Source organism: Pseudomonas sp. QD4 (assembly GCF_049199125.1).
Classification (GTDB): Bacteria; Pseudomonadota; Gammaproteobacteria; order Pseudomonadales; family Pseudomonadaceae; genus Aquipseudomonas.
Genome location: NZ_JBLZOM010000002.1, coordinates 1623516 through 1640856, shown reverse-complemented (window position 1 = coordinate 1640856; position 17341 = coordinate 1623516). Strand labels below are relative to the sequence as shown.

The 17341-nt window shown below is 62.2% G+C and carries 13 protein-coding genes and 1 pseudogene; 4 read left to right on the top strand and 10 right to left on the bottom strand.

The genetic code is table 11. The features are described 5' to 3' along the window. Positions 1-65: 65 nt before the first annotated feature. Together phoR and ACOZJV_RS18525 are read left to right on the top strand one after the other, a co-directional pair. A complete protein-coding gene (gene phoR / locus ACOZJV_RS18530; protein WP_421548332.1) occupies positions 66-1343 on the top strand; it encodes a phosphate regulon sensor histidine kinase PhoR in 1278 nt (425 codons plus the stop codon). A 132-nt stretch (positions 1344-1475) separates the two neighbouring features. Continuing rightward, complete coding sequence (locus tag ACOZJV_RS18525; protein WP_020298275.1) at positions 1476-2816, top strand: hemolysin family protein; 1341 nt, start codon at positions 1476-1478, stop codon at positions 2814-2816. Between the two features lie 635 nt (positions 2817-3451). On the opposite strand, the gene ACOZJV_RS18520 is transcribed toward ACOZJV_RS18525, so the two are convergent. The 10 genes and pseudogenes from ACOZJV_RS18520 to ACOZJV_RS18475 all read right to left on the bottom strand — a co-directional run bounded on the left by ACOZJV_RS18520 (position 3452) and on the right by ACOZJV_RS18475 (position 15238). Continuing rightward, complete coding sequence (locus ACOZJV_RS18520) at positions 3452-4348, bottom strand: peptidoglycan DD-metalloendopeptidase family protein (protein WP_078470417.1); 897 nt, start codon at positions 4346-4348, stop codon at positions 3452-3454. A 61-nt stretch (positions 4349-4409) separates the two neighbouring features. Continuing rightward, the gene (locus ACOZJV_RS18515) at positions 4410-4724 is read right to left on the bottom strand and encodes a helix-turn-helix domain-containing protein (protein ID WP_421548202.1); all 315 of its coding nucleotides are present in this window, start codon (positions 4722-4724) and stop codon (positions 4410-4412) included. Between the two features lie 7 nt (positions 4725-4731). After that, positions 4732-5052 (bottom strand): annotated as a pseudogene (locus tag ACOZJV_RS18510) (type II toxin-antitoxin system RelE/ParE family toxin); the annotation flags it as partial. Between the two features lie 580 nt (positions 5053-5632). Beyond that, on the bottom strand, positions 5633-6592 hold the full coding sequence (locus ACOZJV_RS18505; RefSeq protein ID WP_078470416.1) for a response regulator: 960 nt from the start codon (positions 6590-6592) through the stop codon (positions 5633-5635). A gap of 166 nt (positions 6593-6758) precedes the next feature. Continuing rightward, a complete protein-coding gene (gene phoU / locus ACOZJV_RS18500) occupies positions 6759-7520 on the bottom strand; it encodes a phosphate signaling complex protein PhoU (RefSeq protein ID WP_020298271.1) in 762 nt (253 codons plus the stop codon). Between the two features lie 113 nt (positions 7521-7633). Continuing rightward, a complete protein-coding gene (gene pstB / locus ACOZJV_RS18495; protein ID WP_020298270.1) occupies positions 7634-8467 on the bottom strand; it encodes a phosphate ABC transporter ATP-binding protein PstB in 834 nt (277 codons plus the stop codon). A 102-nt stretch (positions 8468-8569) separates the two neighbouring features. Beyond that, positions 8570-10240: a phosphate ABC transporter permease PstA gene (gene pstA / locus ACOZJV_RS18490; RefSeq protein ID WP_078470415.1), complete on the bottom strand. Its 1671-nt coding sequence runs from the start codon at positions 10238-10240 to the stop codon at positions 8570-8572. A gap of 15 nt (positions 10241-10255) precedes the next feature. Then, positions 10256-12541 (bottom strand): ABC transporter permease subunit, encoded by a 2286-nt coding sequence (locus ACOZJV_RS18485; RefSeq protein ID WP_421548201.1) that lies wholly within the window; start codon positions 12539-12541, stop codon positions 10256-10258. Positions 12542-12711: 170 nt separating this feature from the next. Then, the gene (locus ACOZJV_RS18480) at positions 12712-13710 is read right to left on the bottom strand and encodes a phosphate ABC transporter substrate-binding protein PstS (protein WP_078470413.1); all 999 of its coding nucleotides are present in this window, start codon (positions 13708-13710) and stop codon (positions 12712-12714) included. A gap of 229 nt (positions 13711-13939) precedes the next feature. Beyond that, positions 13940-15238, bottom strand: a complete 1299-nt coding sequence (locus ACOZJV_RS18475; RefSeq protein WP_421548200.1) for an MFS transporter — start codon at positions 15236-15238, stop codon at positions 13940-13942. A 708-nt stretch (positions 15239-15946) separates the two neighbouring features. Here ACOZJV_RS18475 and ACOZJV_RS18470 point away from each other — a divergent pair. Together ACOZJV_RS18470 and ACOZJV_RS18465 are read left to right on the top strand one after the other, a co-directional pair. Then, complete coding sequence (locus tag ACOZJV_RS18470; RefSeq protein ID WP_003229628.1) at positions 15947-16351, top strand: acyl-CoA thioesterase; 405 nt, start codon at positions 15947-15949, stop codon at positions 16349-16351. A gap of 69 nt (positions 16352-16420) precedes the next feature. Next, entirely contained in the window at positions 16421-17320 is a 900-nt protein-coding gene (locus ACOZJV_RS18465; protein ID WP_421548199.1) for a D-hexose-6-phosphate mutarotase, read from the top strand. The last annotated feature ends 21 nt before the right edge of the window (positions 17321-17341 follow it).

Here is a 17341-nt window from a genome sequence, read left to right as displayed (position 1 = left end):
GTAGCTTGCAACTTGGAGCTGTCCCCTACGTGAACCAAAACTGGCATGGCACCCTGATTCGCCACATGCTGCTTCTGATCACCGGCTGCCTGCTGGTCGGCCTGATCAGCGGTTATTACGGCTGGAGCATGGCCATCGGCCTGGCGATCTACCTGGCCTGGACCCTCAAGCAACTGCTGCGCCTGCACGAATGGCTGCGCCTGCACCAGCCTGACCAGGCACCGCCCGATGGCTACGGCCTGTGGGGTGAAGTGTTCGACAGCATCTACCACCTGCAACGCCGCGACCAACGGGTGCGCGGGCGCCTGCAAGCGGTGATCGACCGGGTCCAGGAGTCCACCGCCGCCCTGAAGGACGCGGTGATCATGCTCGACAGCGACGGCAACCTGGAATGGTGGAACCGCGCCGCGGAAACCCTGCTGGGCCTCAAGACCCCGCAAGACAGCGGCCAGCCGGTGACCAACCTGGTGCGCCACCCGCGCTTCAAGGAGTACTTCGAGCAGGACAACTACGCCGAGCCGCTGGAAATCCCCTCGCCGATCAACGACCGCCTGCGTATCCAGCTCTACATCACCCGCTACGGCAACAACGAACACCTGATGCTGGTGCGCGATGTCACCCGCATTCATCAGCTGGAGCAGATGCGCAAAGACTTCATCGCCAACGTCTCCCATGAGCTGCGCACGCCGTTGACGGTGATCTGCGGCTACCTGGAAACCCTGCTCGACAACGTCGAAGAAGTGAACCCGCGCTGGAGCCGTGCCCTGCAGCAGATGCAGCAGCAAGGCGGGCGTATGCAGACCCTGCTCAACGACCTGCTGTTGCTGGCCAAGCTGGAAGCCACCGACTACCCCTCGGACAACCAGCCGGTGGCGATCGATACCTTGCTGCATTCGATCAAGAGCGACGCCCAGGCCCTGTCCGGCGAGCGCAACCAGGGCATCAGCCTGGAAGCGGATGCCAGGATCCAGCTCAAGGGCAGCGAGGCGGAACTGCGCAGCGCGTTCTCCAACCTGGTGTTCAACGCGGTGAAATACACCCCGGCCGAAGGCAATATCCGCATTCGCTGGTGGGGTGATGAGCAAGGCGCGCACCTGAGCGTGCAGGATTCGGGCATCGGCATCGACAGCAAACACCTGCCGCGCCTGACCGAGCGCTTCTACCGCGTGGACTCCAGCCGCAACTCCAATACCGGCGGCACCGGCCTGGGCCTGGCCATCGTCAAGCACGTGCTGCTGCGCCACCGTGCGCGCCTGGAGATCAGCAGCGTGCTGGGTCACGGCAGCACGTTCACCTGCCATTTCGCCCCCACCCAGGTCAAGAAAACCGCCCCCACGCCCTGACCGGCCAGCGCTGACAGCGACTCGCCACTAGGCAATCGTCCTGTCAGCCGCTACATTGGCGCACTTGTGCCTGCCTTTCAGGCACCGCATTTCCTTCTTTTTTCGCCTACACGGAACCCGCAAAACTCCATCATGGACCCATCCCCTGGTTTTACCCTCGCGACACTCTTCGCCGACTTCGGCATGATTCTTTTTGCTCTGATCCTGGTTCTGCTCAACGGCTTCTTCGTTGCCGCCGAGTTCGCCATGGTCAAATTGCGCTCCACCCGGGTCGAGGCCATCGCCCACAAGAACGGTTGGCGCGGACAGATCCTGCGCACCGTACACAGCCAGCTCGACGCCTATCTGTCGGCCTGCCAACTGGGTATCACCCTGGCCTCCCTGGGCCTGGGCTGGGTCGGTGAACCGGCCTTCGCACACATTCTGGAACCACTGCTGGGCGCCATCGGCGTCGAGTCGCCGGAGATCATCAAGGGCGTGTCGTTCTTTGCCGCCTTCTTCGTGATTTCCTACCTGCACATCGTGGTCGGCGAGCTGGCGCCCAAATCCTGGGCCATTCGCAAACCCGAGCTGCTGTCGCTGTGGACGGCGGTGCCGCTGTACCTGTTCTACTGGGCCATGTACCCGGCCATCTACCTGCTCAACGCCAGCGCCAACACCATCTTGCGCATCGCCGGCCAGGGCGAGCCCGGCCCGCACCATGAACACCACTACAGCCGCGAAGAACTGAAACTGATCCTGCACTCCAGCCGTGGCCAGGACCCCAGCGACCAAGGCATGCGCGTACTGGCCTCGGCCGTGGAAATGGGCGAACTGGAAGTGGTGGACTGGGCCAACTCCCGGGAAGACCTGATCAGCGTCGAATTCAACGCGCCACTCAAGGAAATCCTCGCCCTGTTCCGCCGCCACAAGTTCAGCCGCTACCCGGTGTACGACAGCGACCGCAACGAGTTCGTCGGCCTGCTGCACATCAAGGATCTGCTGTTGGAATTGGCGGCCCTGGACCACATTCCCGAGTCGTTCAACCTCGCCGAACTGACCCGCCCGCTGGAGCGCGTATCGCGGCACATGCCGCTGTCGCACCTGCTGGAACAGTTCCGCAAAGGCGGCTCGCACTTCGCCCTGGTGGAAGAGGCCGACGGCAAGATCATCGGCTACCTGACCATGGAAGACGTGCTCGAAGTGCTGGTCGGCGACATCCAGGACGAACACCGCAAGGCCGAACGCGGCATCCTCGCCTACCAGCCGGGCAAGTTGCTGGTGCGCGGCGATACGCCGTTGTTCAAAGTCGAACGCCTGCTGGGCATCGACCTTGACCACATCGAGGCTGAAACCTTGGCCGGCCTGGTCTACGAAACCCTGAAACGGGTTCCGGAAGAAGAGGAAGTCATGGAAGTCGAAGGGCTGCGCATCATCATCAAAAAGATGAAAGGCCCGAAAATCATTCTGGCCAAGGTCTTGATGCTCGACTGATAGCCCCCTTGGCCCCCGCCCCTCTCCAATGGCTGCAAAACCTTCCCTGCCGATAGATTGCGGGCATAGGGTTTGCGGCCGCTGCGCGGCCGAGCGGGAGCAAGCTCCCTCGCCACGGGGGGCTTATGCCGGGCGATGAACCTCGATGCGCTGCGTGCGCTTTTGTGGCGAGCGAGCTTGCTCGCGCTGGGGCGGCCGGGGCTCCGGGGTGCAGCTGCCCCGATGGCAGCAACCTAATTCCTCCTGATAAATCGCGGGCTCAGGGTTTGCGGCCGCTGCGCGGCCGAGCGGGAGCAAGCTCCCTCGCCACAGGGGGCTTATGCCGGGCGATGAACCTCGATGCGCTGCGTGCGCTTTTGTGGCGAGCGAGCTTGCTCGCGCTGGGGTGGCCGGGGCTCCGGGGTATAGCTGCCCCGATGGCAGCAACCTAATTCCTCCTGATAAATTGCGGGCTCAGGGTTTGCGGCCGCTGCGCGGCCGAGCGGGAGCAAGCTCCCTCGCCACGGGGCTTATGCCGGGCGATGAACCTCGATGCGTTGCGTGCGCTTTTGTGGCGAGCGAGCTTGCTCGCGCTGGGGCGGCCGGGGCGGACGCTCTGATGGCAGCAACCTCATTTCTACAGGTAAGTTGCGGGCTCAGGGTTTGCCGAGGGCGAAGTTGGGCAGGCTGCTGACAGGCTGGTTGAACTGGTAGGGAATCGACACCAGCCCCAAGCCGGTGTTGCGCTGCACCACGAAGTGCAGGTGCGGGCCCGTGCTATTGCCGGTATTGCCCGACAGCCCGAGGGGGCTGCCCACGGCCACCCGCTGCCCTTCACGCACCCTCAGTGAGCCACGCTGCAAGTGCAGGTACACGCCCATGGTGCCGTCATCGTGCAGCACCCGGACAAAGTTGCCGGCCGGGTTGTTGCCGCGCCCGGTCTGGCTGTTCTCGGTCTTCACCACTACCCCGCCACGGGCGGCAATGATCGGCGTGCCCTCGGGCATGGCGATGTCCATGGCGTAGCGGCTTTTCGGACCGAAGTGGCTGTACTGCCCATCCGCACCCTGGGTCAGGCGAAACGGTCCTCCACGCCATGGCAGCGGATAGCGATAGGTCTGAGCCGCGCCTGAAGGGTCGCCCAGGGAATAACGGAACCTTGGGGTATACACCAGCGGCTGATCAAGCCGGCTCGCCGTGAGCAGCGCCAGGCGCGTCCTGCTGCGCGCCGGCAGCACTCGCCGAATCGGTGCTTTCGGTGCCGCGCTGACATTGCTCAAGCCGCCAAAGCTCAACTCGACCTCGACCGGCGCATACAGCTCGTTGCGCACAAACACACTGTCGACGCCCTTTTGCCGCTGAATATCCAGGTGCACCTGCCGCTCCAGGTGTTCGACCATGCGATCCCGGAACACGAATACCTGGGCACCCGGCGTCGCTCGATCGCTGTACGAAACCACTCCGTTGGCGTCGGTGGACTTGTAGATGGTCATGGCGACTGCCGAGGAGGCAGACAGCCACAGGCCACAAAAAAACAGCAGGCGCACGAGCATGGGCAACTATCTTGAAAAATCCAGCCGCGAGACTAACAGCAGCACATGGAGCTTGTGTGAATCAGACCGGAATCAGCGGCCCGGTGGGAGCGGCGCCGACACTGATATCGACCTCCAATTGCGCGGCGTCGGACAGGTTCACCAGCGCGTCGAGGGAGAATTTGTTGATCTTGCCGCTGAGCACGTCGTTGAGCCGTGGCTGAGTGATGTTGAGCCGCTGGGCCGCTGCCTTTTGCGAAAGTCCCCAGGTCTTGATGGTCTTGCTCAGTTCCAGCATCACCTTGGAGCGCAGGCGCATATTGGCCGCCTCCTGGGGCGAATCCTCCAGGGCATCCCAGACACTGTCGAAGCGTTGAATATGTTGATGTTCGTTCATGGTGTGAACCTATCTCCTGCAATCTGGCACGAGCCAGCTCGATATCCCGCGTTTCGGTACGGCGCGTGGTCTTGCGCATGGCATGCAGCACATAAATCGCCGACAGCCGGACCACCACATAAAACACCCGAAACGCGCCTGATTCCTCGTTGATCCTGATCTCGAATACCCCAGGCCCCACGGTCTTCATCGATCGGCAGTCATAGGGCTGCTCGCCCTGCTGCAACAGATCCAGCTGATAACCCGCGGCCCGCCGCGCCTCCAATGGAAACGCCTTGAGATCCCTGAGCGCGCTCCCGACAAACACCACATCCTTGTGCCTTGGCATCGAACCTCTCCCGTGACTGAGTGCCGAGAGATTAAACAACCCGCCCGCTAGAGCGCGCGCCTGGGTTGTTTCAAGGCATGGCCAAGAGCGAGAAAGACAAAAACACACCCCACAACCTATATCTAAACAGATATAAATCAACCTGAAAAACAGAAACCAGACGCACGGCATCGAACCACCGTCGCCGAGTTCCAAGCCTTGCACTGCAAGGCCTGCAACCCAGCGCAGAACTCTTCAGGCACTACCCACGACCGTTGAGGCAGACGCCTCAGGTCAGGGTCATTCGGATGAAACGCCGGGGACAGGAAAGTGGTTGCAGCAGGTTTCCGGCCGCATTCAGGCGCGGCGGTCGAGATCGATCAACGACCAGGCGGGGAAATTCAGGAGAGGGGAAATCAAATCTTTATGCGCAACAGCAGCGGCTGACTGCAACCGCTGCTTCCAGACTGCGCTGGGCCAATGGAACGACGGCGTGCATCGCAAGTAGCACGGCGCCTGGCAGGGCCAGCGTCTGAACGCGGCCCGAGCCCACGGCAGTGACTACCGGATGCCAGCCAGATCCTCGCTCAGGCCGGCAGCCTCAAGCCCCCGGCACAAAGTGCTTCTGCGCCGTCCCGCGGGCAATCAGCCGCGAAATGTAATCCAGCTTCTGCGCATCCTGATCCACAAAGCGGAAGGTCAGTTGCAGCCATTCGCTGTCCGGCTTCGGCTCGTAGGCCACCACCGCATGCAGGTACCCGTTGAGGCGCGCCACTTCCGCGTTGTCGCCCTGCTCCAGGTCCAGCACCGCGCTGTCCAGCACCTGAGGCAGTGTCTCGGTACGCTTCACCACCAACAGCGCTTCCTTGATGCTCAAGGCCTTGATCACGCATTGCTGGGTGCCGCTGGGCAGGCGCAACTGACCCTGGCCACGGCCGCCGGAGGCCGCTGCCGCCGGGGTGGGTGCCTTGACCGGCGGGCTGTTGAGCAGGCCACGGGACGGCGCCGCTGCGGCTGCGGCAGGCGCAACCACGGCCGGTTTGGCGAAGGGATTGACTGGGGCCGATGCCGCACCGCCACCCAGGACTTCAGCCTTGCCGCCGGTCAGGGCGCTCAGGGAGTCGTTGCCGAACGCCGAGTTCATCTTGGTCGGCGCGCTGTTCATCAAGGTGTCGAGCTTGCCGACCTTGTTCAGCGCCTGCTTGACCTTGGTCAGCAGCTGTTCGTTGGTAAAGGGTTTGCTGACGTAGCCGGAAACCCCGGCCTGGATCGCCTGGACCACGTTTTCCTTGTCGCCACGGCTGGTCACCATGACGAACGGCATGCTTTTCAGGGCCTCTTGCCCACGGCACCAGGTCAGCAGTTCGAGGCCGGACATTTCCGGCATCTCCCAGTCGCACAGGACCAGGTCGAACGCTTCGCGGGCCAGGATGGCCTGGGCCTTCTTGCCGTTGACCGCGTCTTCGATCTTGATGCCCGGGAAGTAGTTGCGCAGGCACTTCTTCACCAGGTCACGAATGAACGAAGCGTCGTCCACCACCAACACACTTACCTTACTCATCGACCGCCCCTTTAAAAATCCCGGCAAGCATAACGCTTGGCTGATGGCACTTTGCCAAAAACTTTCAGTCACGCCGGGACTTTTCGTTCGCGGGTGCTGCTGTCAGATTCAAAAAACCCAAACAAAAACGCCCGGCCAAAAGACCGGGCGCTTTTCTCGGGCAATCTTACTTATCGTCAGCTTCGTCCGGAACATTAGCGGTTTCGGCACTGGTGCCTTCAACTTCCTGCTTCATGCGCTTGAGGCCCAAATGGCGCACGTCGGTCCCGCGCACCAGGTAAATCACCAGCTCGGAAATATTGCGCGCGTGGTCGCCGATACGCTCCAGGGAACGCAGGACCCAGATGATGCTCAAGACCCGCGAGATAGAGCGCGGGTCTTCCATCATGTAGGTGGCCAGCTCGCGCAGCGCGGTCTTGTATTCGCGGTCGATGATCTTGTCGTACTGGGCCACCGACAACGCCAGGTCGGCGTCGAAACGGGCAAAGGCGTCCAGCGCATCGCGGACCATGTTGCGCACCTGGTCGCCAATGTGGCGGACCTCGACGTAGCCACGCGGCGCCTCGCCTTCTTCGCACAACTGGATGGCACGTCGCGCGATCTTGGTCGCTTCGTCGCCGATCCGCTCGAGATCGATCACCGACTTGGAGATGCTGATGATCAGCCGCAGGTCCGACGCGGCCGGCTGTCGACGAGCCAGGATGCGCAGGCATTCTTCGTCGATGTTGCGTTCCATCTGGTTGATCTGGTCATCGATCTCGCGCACCTGCTGGGCCAGGCCCGAATCGGCCTCGATCAGCGCAGTCACCGCGTCGTTGACTTGCTTCTCCACCAGCCCGCCCATCGCCAGGAGGTGGCTGCGCACCTCCTCAAGCTCGGCGTTGAACTGCGCGGAGATGTGGTGGGTAAGGCCTTCCTTCGAAATCATGGTTTTGCTCCGCAAAAGCTGTAAGCCACAAGCTACAAGCTGCAAGTTGATAGGTGTCGTTGCCTTGAACTGCTTTTACTTGCCGCTTGATGCTTGCGGCTTGCAGCTCATCACTAGCCGTAGCGCCCTGTAATGTAGTCTTCGGTCTGCTTTTTCGCCGGGTTGGTGAACAGGGTGTCGGTGTCGCCGAACTCCACCAGTTTGCCCATGTACATGAAGGCGGTGTAGTCGGAAACTCGCGCGGCCTGCTGCATGTTGTGGGTCACGATCACAATGGTGAACTTGGATTTCAGTTCGTAGATCAGCTCTTCGACTTTCAGGGTCGAGATCGGATCGAGGGCCGAGCACGGTTCGTCGAGCAGCAGCACTTCCGGCTCCACGGCGATGGTCCGGGCAATCACCAGACGCTGTTGCTGGCCGCCGGACAGGCCCAGGGCGGACTCGTGCAGGCGGTCCTTGACCTCATCCCACAGGGCCGCGCCCTTGAGCGCCCACTCCACGGCTTCGTCGAGGACGCGCTTTTTGTTGATGCCCTGGATGCGCAAGCCGTAGACCACGTTTTCGTAGATGGTCTTGGGGAACGGGTTGGGCTTCTGGAACACCATGCCGACCCGGCGGCGCAGCTCGGCCACGTCCTCGCCCTTGCGGTAGATGTTGTTGCCATAGAGGTTGATGGCGCCTTCCACACGGCACCCGTCCACCAGGTCGTTCATGCGGTTGAAGGTGCGCAGCAGGGTCGACTTGCCGCAACCGGACGGGCCGATAAAGGCGGTCACGCGCTGCTTGGGGATGTTCATGCTGACGTCGAACAACGCTTGTTTGTCGCCGTAGAACAGGCTCAGGCCGGGGACTTCGATGGCCACGGTTTCCTGGGCCAGGCTCAGGCTCTGCTTGTCGCGACCCAGGGCCGACATATTGATGCCGTGGGAATGGGTTTCGTGTTGCATGGTCGCACTCCGTTCGTAGCTGCAAGCTTTTAGCTGCAAGCCGCAATTTAGGGCAAAGCGGCAATCTGCATGGAGCTTGCCGCTTGTGGCTTAAAGCTTTGGTTAACTGTCCAGCGCCTTGTACTTCTCGCGCAGGTGGTTACGGATCCACACCGCCGACAGGTTGAGCGTGGCGATCACCAGCACCAGCAGCAGCGCCGTGGCGTACACCAGCGGCCGCGCGGCTTCGACGTTGGGGCTCTGGAAGCCGACGTCATAAATATGGAAGCCCAGGTGCATGATCTTCTGGTCCAGGTGCAGGTACGGGTAGTTGCCATCCAGCGGCAACGACGGCGCCAGCTTGACCACACCCACCAGCATCAGCGGCGCCACTTCACCCGCAGCGCGGGCCACGGCGAGGATCATGCCGGTCATCATCGCCGGGCTGGCCATGGGCAGCACGATCTTCCACAAGGTTTCAGCCTTGGTTGCACCCAGGGCCAACGAGCCCTCGCGTACGGTGCGGGGGATCCGCGCCAGGCCTTCTTCAGTGGCCACGATCACCACTGGCACCGCCAGCAGGGCCAGGGTCAGGGAAGCCCAGAGCAGGCCCGGGGTGCCGAAGGTCGGCGCCGGCAGGGCTTCGGGGAAGAACAGGCGGTCAACCGAACCACCAAGCACATAGACAAAGAAGCCGAGGCCGAACACGCCGTAGACGATGGCCGGGACACCGGCGAGGTTGTTCACGGCAATGCGGATGACCCGGGTCAGGGTGTTCTGCTTGGCGTATTCACGCAGGTAGACCGCGGCCAGCACACCAAACGGCGTAACGATCATGGCCATGATCAGGGTCATCATCACGGTGCCGAAAATCGCCGGGAAGATCCCGCCTTCGGTGTTGGCTTCCCGCGGGTCGTCGCTGAGGAATTCCCAGACCTTGCTGAAGTAGAAGCCGATCTTGGTCAGGGTGCCCATGGCGTTCGGCTGATAGGCGTGCACCACCTTGCCCAGGCTGATCTCCAGCTCTTTGCCGTTGGCATCGCGGGCGGTCAGGCTGTCGCGGTTGAACTGTGCGTGCAGGTCACCCAGGCGCGCCTCGATGTCCTGATAACGGGCGTTGAGTTCGGCGCGCTCGGCGTCCATGTCGGCCTGGGCGGCGGCGTCCATCTTGCCGTCCAGCTCCAGTTTGCGACCGTGCAGGCGGATGCGTTCGAGGCCGGCGTTGATCGCGCCGATGTCGGTTTTTTCCAGGCTCTTGAGCTGGGCTGCCAGCTTGTTCACCCGCTCGATCCGCGCTTGCAGCTCGGGCCAGGCCGCTTCGCCCTCGGCGATCACCTTGCCGTCCTGTTTGACGTTGACCAGGTAGCCGTAGAAATTGCCCCATTCGCGGCGCTCGATGGCCATCAGCTCTGGCGGCGTGGTCTGGTTGGTCAGCCAATCGCCGACGATCCACGTGAAGTCGTTACCGTTCAAGTCACGGTTGCCGACCTTGATCAGCTCGCGGGTCATGAACTCCGGGCCCTGATCGGGCACCGGCAGGCCGGCGCTTTTCAGGCGCGCACGGGGCACTTCTTCTTTCTGCACCACTTCACCGATGACCAGGTGGTTAGCCTGGCCCGGCACATCGTAATTGGCGTGGATCAGGTCCGCCGGCCAGAAATGGCCCAGCCCGCGCACCGCGATCACCGCCAGCAAACCGATGGTCATGATGACCGCGATGGACACCGCACCACCGCTGATCCAGACGCCTGGGGCGCCGCTCTTGAACCAGCCTTTTAGGGAGTTCTGTTTCACAGACTTCTACCTTTCTTAAAGCGACGAGTATTTCTTGCGCAGACGCTGACGGATCAGCTCGGCGAGGGTGTTCATGACGAAGGTGAACAACAGCAGCACCAGCGCCGAGAGGAAGAGCACGCGGTAGTGGCTGCCGCCGACTTCCGACTCGGGCATTTCCACCGCGACGTTGGCTGCGAGCGTTCGCAGGCCTTCGAACAGGTTCATTTCCATGACCGGGGTGTTGCCGGTGGCCATCAGCACGATCATGGTTTCACCGACCGCACGGCCCATGCCGATCATCAACGCCGAGAAAATGCCCGGGCTGGCGGTCAGGATCACCACGCGGGTCATGGTCTGCCACGGCGTGGCGCCCAGGGCCAGGGAGCCCAGGGTCAGGCCGCGCGGCACGCTGAACACGGCGTCTTCGGCGATGGAGTAGATGTTCGGGATCACCGCGAACCCCATGGCCAGACCGACCACCAGGGCGTTGCGCTGGTCGTAGGTGATGCCCAGGTCGTGGGAGATCCACATGCGCATGTCACCGCCGAAGAACCAGTTCTCCATGAACGGGCTCATGTACAGCGAGAGCCAGCCCACAAACAGGATCACCGGAATCAGAATCGCGCTTTCCCAGCCATCCGGCACTTTCAAGCGGATCGATTCAGGCAGGCGGTTGAAGACAAAACCGGCCACCAGGATGCCAATCGGCAGCAGCATCAGCAGGCTGAAGATGCCCGGCAGGTGGCCTTCGACGTAGGGCGCGAGGAACAGGCCAGCGAAGAATCCGAGAATCACCGTCGGCATCGCCTCCATCAGCTCGATCACCGGCTTGACCTTGCGGCGCAGGCTCGGGGCCATGAAGTAAGCGGTGTAGATGGCGGCGGCAACCGCCAGCGGCGCGGCCAGGAGCATGGCGTAGAACGCGGCCTTCAAGGTACCGAAGGTCAGGGGCGCAAGGCTCATCTTGGGTTCGAAATCGGTGTTGGCCGCAGTCGATTGCCAGACGTATTTAGGCTCGTCGTAGTTTTCGTACCAGACCTTGCTCCACAGCGCGCTCCAGGACACTTCCGGGTGCGGGTTGTCGAGCAGCAGCGGTTGCAGCTTGCCGCCGGCTTCGACGATGACCCGGTTGGCCCGTGGCGACAGGCCGAAAATGCCCTGGCCATCGACCACCTGGTCCACCAGCAGGGTGCGGTGCGCGGTGCTGTGGAACACGCCGAGCTTGCCCGAGGCATCCAGGGCCACGAAGCCTTTGCGGCGTTCTTCAGCGGTGATTTCAACGATCGGCGCAGTGCCCATCTCGAAGGTGCGGATCTGCTTCAGGCGCAGCTCGCCGTCCGGGTCGCGGGCCATGAACCACTGGGCCAGGCCGCCTTTGGAGGTCCCGATAATCAGCGAGATGCCGCCCACCAGCTGGGTGCTGGCAGTCACTTCGGCGGTGCCGTCTTCCAGCAGTTTGTAGCGGCCGTTGAGGCTCTTGTCGCGCAGGCTGAAGACATCGGCCTGGGCGCGACCATTGATCACATACAGCCACTGCTGACGCGGATCGATGTACATCGCCTTGACCGCCTCGGTCATCTGCGGCAGCTCGATGCGCTTCTGCTCGCTGGTGACTTCCCCGGTCATCATGTTTTCTTCGCGGGTCAGTTGCAGCACATGCAGCTGCGAACCGCTGGAGCCGGCAACGACCAACGCCGAATCAGTGGCATTGAGGTTGACGTGATCCAGCGCCCCGCCCTGCTCGTTGAGCACGATCGGGGTTTCACCGTAAGGGAACTCGACAGCCGGCGAGATGGTTTTCTTGCCGTCCGGGTAGGTGACCTTATAGGTATGGCGGAACACCAGCGCCTGGCCATTGGACAGGCCGACCACCACCAGCGGGCTGCCGGGTTGGTCCTTGCCGATGGAGCTCACGTTGACGCCGGCCGGGATCGGCAGATCGACTCGGCGCAGTTCGGCACCGCTGTCGATGTCGAAGAACAGCGCCTGGCCCTTGTCGGAAACCCGCATGCCGACCTGGTTCTGCTCTTCCAGGGCGAACAGCAGCGGCTTGCCGGCATCCTGCATCCAGGCTGGAGCCAGGGGCTCCTTGGCGGTCAGGTCGGCGCCCTGGAACAGCGGCATCACCACGTAAGCCAGGAAGAAGAAGATCAGGGTAATCGCCCCCAGCACAGCCAGGCCGCCAATAAGGACGTACCAGCGGGTCAGGCGGTCTTTGAGCGCGCGGATGCGGCGCTTGCGTTGCAACTCAGGCGTATTGAAGTCAATGCGCTTGGGGGGAGAAGTCGTAGTCATGGGGGAATTGGCCAGATCATTCATGCGCACACCCTAGCGATCCTGTATGACAGAAAGATGACAATGCAGTGACGCAGCAAATCCGCCGCCGAGCAGGGCTGGCAGCAGACAAAAAATTGGGGGGTGCAGGAGCCGCTTTCCGGGAGGGCCAGACGCCCTCCTTCGGCTCCTGCACAAGGCCTGGGCCTTGGGTGTTACTTCTTGGCGACCGAGCCGCCTTCCTGCAGACCCAGGTCAGCCAGGGCCTTGGCGGCTACTTTGGCTGGCAGTGGGATGTAACCGTCTTTCACGACCACTTCCTGACCCTGTTTGGACAGGACCAGTTTCACGAACTCGGCTTCCAGCGGGGCCAGAGGCTTGTTCGGGGCCTTGTTGACGTAGACGTAGAGGAAGCGCGACAGCGGGTACTTGCCGTTCAGGGCGTTTTCTTCGGTGTCTTCGATGAAGTCGGTGCTGCCTTTCTTGGCCAGGGCCACGGTCTTCACGCTGGCGGTCTTGTAGCCGATGCCCGAGTAACCGATGCCGTTCAGCGAAGAGCTGATGGACTGCACGACCGAAGCCGAGCCTGGTTGTTCGTTGACGTTAGGCTTGTAGTCGCCTTTGCACAGGGCTTCTTCCTTGAAGTAGCCGTAGGTGCCGGAAACCGAGTTGCGGCCGAACAGTTGCACTGGCTTGTTGGCCAGGTCGCCCTTCACGCCCAGGTCACCCCAGGTCTTGACGTCTTCCTTGGCACCGCACAGGCGAGTCGAGGAGAAAATCGCGTCAACCTGTTCCATGGTCAGGTGCTGGATCGGGTTGTCCTTGTGCACGAACACGGCCAGGGCATCCACGGCAACCGGGATGGCGGTTGGCTTGTAGCCGTACTTCTGCTCGAAGGCAGCCAGTTCGGTGTCCTTCATCTTGCGGCTCATCGGGCCCAGGTTGGAGGTGCCTTCAGTCAGCGCAGGAGGCGCAGTGGCGGAGCCGGCGGCTTGAATCTGGATGTTGACGTTCGGGTATTCTTTTTTGTAGTTCTCGGCCCACAGGGTCATCAGGTTCGCCAAAGTATCGGAACCGACGCTGGACAGGTTGCCCGACACACCAGTGGTCTTGGTGTAGCTCGGGATAGCAGGGTCAACAGCGGCAACCGCGTGGGCAGTGGCAACGCCAGCAGCGACAAAAGTCATTGCCGCCATCAAACGCTTCAGTTTCATGCCTTACTCCTAGCAGATAGGGGGTGTTAAGTCGGGGCCAAGTATCTGTAGGCCGTGTGAACACTCTATGACTGGAATATGACAATTAGATGAAAGGCCAGCATTCCGGAGAGGAAGGCTGGCCTTTGTTTGTGCGGGGTGAAAACGTGAAATGGCTAACGGCATGCCGGCCGTGAGCGACACGGCCGGCGCCAGGCGGGGCGCAAGGAACCCCGCCGGGAAGACACCATCAGCGGCCTTTTTTCCACAGGTACAGGCCCACCACCATCCCCAGGCTGCAAAGAATTGCAACATAGTAGGCCGGGCCCATCGGGCTGCTCTTGAGCAACCAGGTCACCGCCATCGGCGTCAGGCCACCGAAGATCGCGTAGGCCAGGTTGTAGGAAAACGACAAGCCGCTGAAACGCACCACGGCCGGGAACGCCTTGACCATCACATACGGCACCGCGCCGATGGTGCCGACAAACAGGCCGGTCAACGCGTACAGCGGGAACAGCCATTGCGGGTGGTCCATCAGGCTGTGATAGAAGGTCCAGGAGCTGACCAACAACAGGCCGCTGCCCACCACAAATACCCGCCCGGCACCGAAACGATCGGCCAGGGCGCCCGAGGCGATGCAGCCCAGGCTCAGGAACACGATGGCCAGGCTGTTGGCCTGAAGCGCAGTGGTCGGCGAGAAGTGATAGATGGTCTGCAGGAAGGTCGGGGTCATCAGGATCACCACGATGATCCCGGCCGAGAGCAGCCAGGTCAGCAGCATGGAGATCAGGATCGCCCCACGGTGATCACGCAATACCGCGCGCAGCGGCACTTCCGCCGCCAGCGCCTTGCGCTCCTGCAGCTCGGCGAACACCGGCGTCTCGTGCAACCAACGGCGCAGGTACACCGAGAACAAACCGAAAACCCCACCCAGCAGGAACGGAATCCGCCAGGCGTAATCGGCCACTTCGACCGGGGTGTAGATACTGTTGATTGCGGTGGCGACCAGCGAGCCCAGCAGGATACCGGCCGTCAGGCCCGAGGTCAGGGTGCCGCAGGCATAACCCATGTGCCGCTGGGGCACATGCTCGGAAACGAACACCCAGGCGCCCGGCACTTCACCGCCGATAGCCGCGCCCTGGATCACGCGCATCACCAGCAACAGGATCGGTGCCCACATGCCGATCTGCGCGTAGGTCGGCAGCAGGCCCATGATCAGGGTCGGCACGGCCATCATGAAAATGCTCAGGGTGAACATCTTCTTGCGCCCCAGCAGGTCGCCGAAGTGCGCCATCACGATCCCGCCCAGGGGCCGCGCCAGGTAACCGGCGGCAAAAATGCCGAAGGTCTGCATCAGGCGCAGCCATTCAGGCATGTCGGGCGGGAAGAACAACTTGCCCACCACCGTGGCGAAGAACACGAAAATGATGAAATCGTAGAACTCCAGCGCGCCGCCCAAAGCGGACAGCGACAGGGTCTTGTAGTCGTTGCGGGTCAACGGGCGGGCGGGTTGCGCTGGCTGCGCAATGCTCGAGGGCACAGTGGTCATGGCAAGGGCTTCTCTTATAGGCGGTTCTGAAGCCTCAACAGCGCTGGTTGGGGCCTGGCAGGTGGGGCACGATAGCAAATTGTTCGAAAATGCACATTCTGAACGCCACATCCGGCGCTTGAGGGTGCCCTGCGGACAACGCGTCGCGCCTGGCCAGAATTCCTCATGATGTTATTAGGGGCTTTTGACGTTGGTGACAGGCCGCGACAGTGGCCCTTCGGGTTGCGTGCCAAACGACGCGGCTCGTCACCAAACGTCAATAGACCCCAGTATCGGGAACCACAGGAAAGCCACGAAATACTGGGGTTGCCGGGTGAACAGGCACAATGGCCAAAACCCTCAATCTGGATGACTGGTTTGACCAAGATTCAGGCTCTTGAGCCTGCCTGCCAGGGCGTGATCAAAAAACTTTCAGGAAGATGCCGCCATTGGGCGGCAAAATGAGAACCTGACGGTCGTCGCGGAGTCTATCGACCGATATACTCGCGGACCTCGGAGCCAAAACCCGCTCCTGGCAAGGGTTGCTGTGCGAAAACGTCGTTGGCCCTTCAAGCGGCAGCAGAATCAGCCGATTTCGCAGAGTATCCCTTTAGCACGCCTTACGAAGAACGTGACGAACGTAGTATGTTCGGGCTGAATCGTTTTTCCTCAAGACGGCTATTCACCTGCAGCAAACACGAAGAGTCATGGGTCAGAGGCACCCCCGAGATGATAGAACTCGAACAAGAAGATCCGATCCCGCAAGGCGACCTGGCCCTGCAAATCACCGCACTCCCCCGCGAAACCAACGGCTTTGGCGATATTTTCGGCGGCTGGCTGGTGGCGCAGATGGACCTCGCCGGCACGGCCATGGCCAGCCGCGTAGCCGGTGGACGGGTGGCGACGGTGGCCATTGATCGCATGGCGTTCCTGGTGCCGGTCGCGGTCGGCGCGCAGTTGTCCTTCTATACCCAGACCCTGGAAATCGGCCGCAGCTCGATCCAGATGATGGTCGAAGTGTGGAGCGACGACCCGCTGTCCAGCGAATGGCGCAAGGTCACCGAGGCGGTGTTCGTATTCGTCGCCATCGACGGCAGCGGCCGCACCCGCTCGGTTCCACCCAGAGCCCGCTGATAGCCCGCCTTAAACCCGAGGGGCGTCGCGCGGTCCAAAGCAGCCCCACTCCTGAACGAGAACCGTCGCATGCCAAGCCCTCACGTCGAGACCGTCAAACTGGATGAGCTGAACTGCTGGCGCATCCGCCACGGTCAGGCCGAATTGCTGGTGGCCCAGCAAGGCGCGCACATCCTCAGCTATCAACTGGCCGGGCAACCGCCGCTGATCTGGCTCAACGACGAGGCCGTGTTCAAGGCCGGCAAAAGCATTCGTGCCGGGGTTCCGGTGTGCTGGCCGTGGTTCGGCAACCTGGCGCGCAACCCGCAAAGCGTTCAAGACATGCGCCAGAGCAACGACCCCGCCCCGGCCCACGGCCTGGTACGGGCCACCGACTGGGAACTGCTGGGGATCGAAACCCAGGGCCAGAGCCTGGTGCTGGAGTTGGTGCTGCCAGTCCCCCAGGGCGGGCTGCCGGGCTGGCCGCACCAGGTCGACCTGAAGCTGTCGATTCGCCTGGACGAGCAACTGCACATCAGCTTGACCAGCCATAACCGCGGCACCGAGAGCGTCAGCATCAGCCAGGCGCTGCACAGCTACTTTGCAGTCAGCGATGTGCGCCAGGTGCATGTCGAGGGGCTGGACGGGCTGGACTACATCGAGACCCTGGATGACTGGAAGACCGTGCCCCAGGCCGGCGACCTGCACTTTACCGACGAGACCGATCGCATCTACCTCAACACCCCGCCGCAGCTGAGCATCGTCGATCCGGCCTGGCAGCGACGCATCCAACTGACCAGCAGCGGCTCACGCTCGGCAGTGATCTGGAACCCCTGGATCGACCGCGCCGCCCAGTTCAGCGACATGGCCGCCGATGGCTGGCAACGCATGCTGTGCATCGAAACCGCCAACGTGATGAATGACGTGGTGACCCTGGCACCCGGTGCCAGCCACACCCTGGGTGTGAGCATCAGCAGCGCTGCGCTCTGATCGAGCGGCAGTCAGCTCCCT

What these genes read in the sequence shown, in the direction of transcription:
- ACOZJV_RS18480 (WP_078470413.1), bottom strand. Translation starts at nt 13,710, where the DNA reads ATGAAACTGAAGCGTTTGATGGCGGCAATGACTTTTGTCGCTGCTGGC.
- ACOZJV_RS18465 (WP_421548199.1), top strand. Translation starts at nt 16,421, where the DNA reads ATGCCAAGCCCTCACGTCGAGACCGTCAAACTGGATGAGCTGAACTGC.
- ACOZJV_RS18525 (WP_020298275.1), top strand. Translation starts at nt 1,476, where the DNA reads ATGGACCCATCCCCTGGTTTTACCCTCGCGACACTCTTCGCCGACTTC.
- ACOZJV_RS18515 (WP_421548202.1), bottom strand. Translation starts at nt 4,724, where the DNA reads ATGAACGAACATCAACATATTCAACGCTTCGACAGTGTCTGGGATGCC.
- ACOZJV_RS18505 (WP_078470416.1), bottom strand. Translation starts at nt 6,592, where the DNA reads ATGAGTAAGGTAAGTGTGTTGGTGGTGGACGACGCTTCGTTCATTCGT.
- ACOZJV_RS18475 (WP_421548200.1), bottom strand. Translation starts at nt 15,238, where the DNA reads ATGACCACTGTGCCCTCGAGCATTGCGCAGCCAGCGCAACCCGCCCGC.
- ACOZJV_RS18485 (WP_421548201.1), bottom strand. Translation starts at nt 12,541, where the DNA reads ATGAATGATCTGGCCAATTCCCCCATGACTACGACTTCTCCCCCCAAG.
- phoU (WP_020298271.1), bottom strand. Translation starts at nt 7,520, where the DNA reads ATGATTTCGAAGGAAGGCCTTACCCACCACATCTCCGCGCAGTTCAAC.
- pstB (WP_020298270.1), bottom strand. Translation starts at nt 8,467, where the DNA reads ATGCAACACGAAACCCATTCCCACGGCATCAATATGTCGGCCCTGGGT.
- ACOZJV_RS18520 (WP_078470417.1), bottom strand. Translation starts at nt 4,348, where the DNA reads ATGCTCGTGCGCCTGCTGTTTTTTTGTGGCCTGTGGCTGTCTGCCTCC.
- ACOZJV_RS18470 (WP_003229628.1), top strand. Translation starts at nt 15,947, where the DNA reads ATGATAGAACTCGAACAAGAAGATCCGATCCCGCAAGGCGACCTGGCC.
- phoR (WP_421548332.1), top strand. Translation starts at nt 66, where the DNA reads ATGCTGCTTCTGATCACCGGCTGCCTGCTGGTCGGCCTGATCAGCGGT.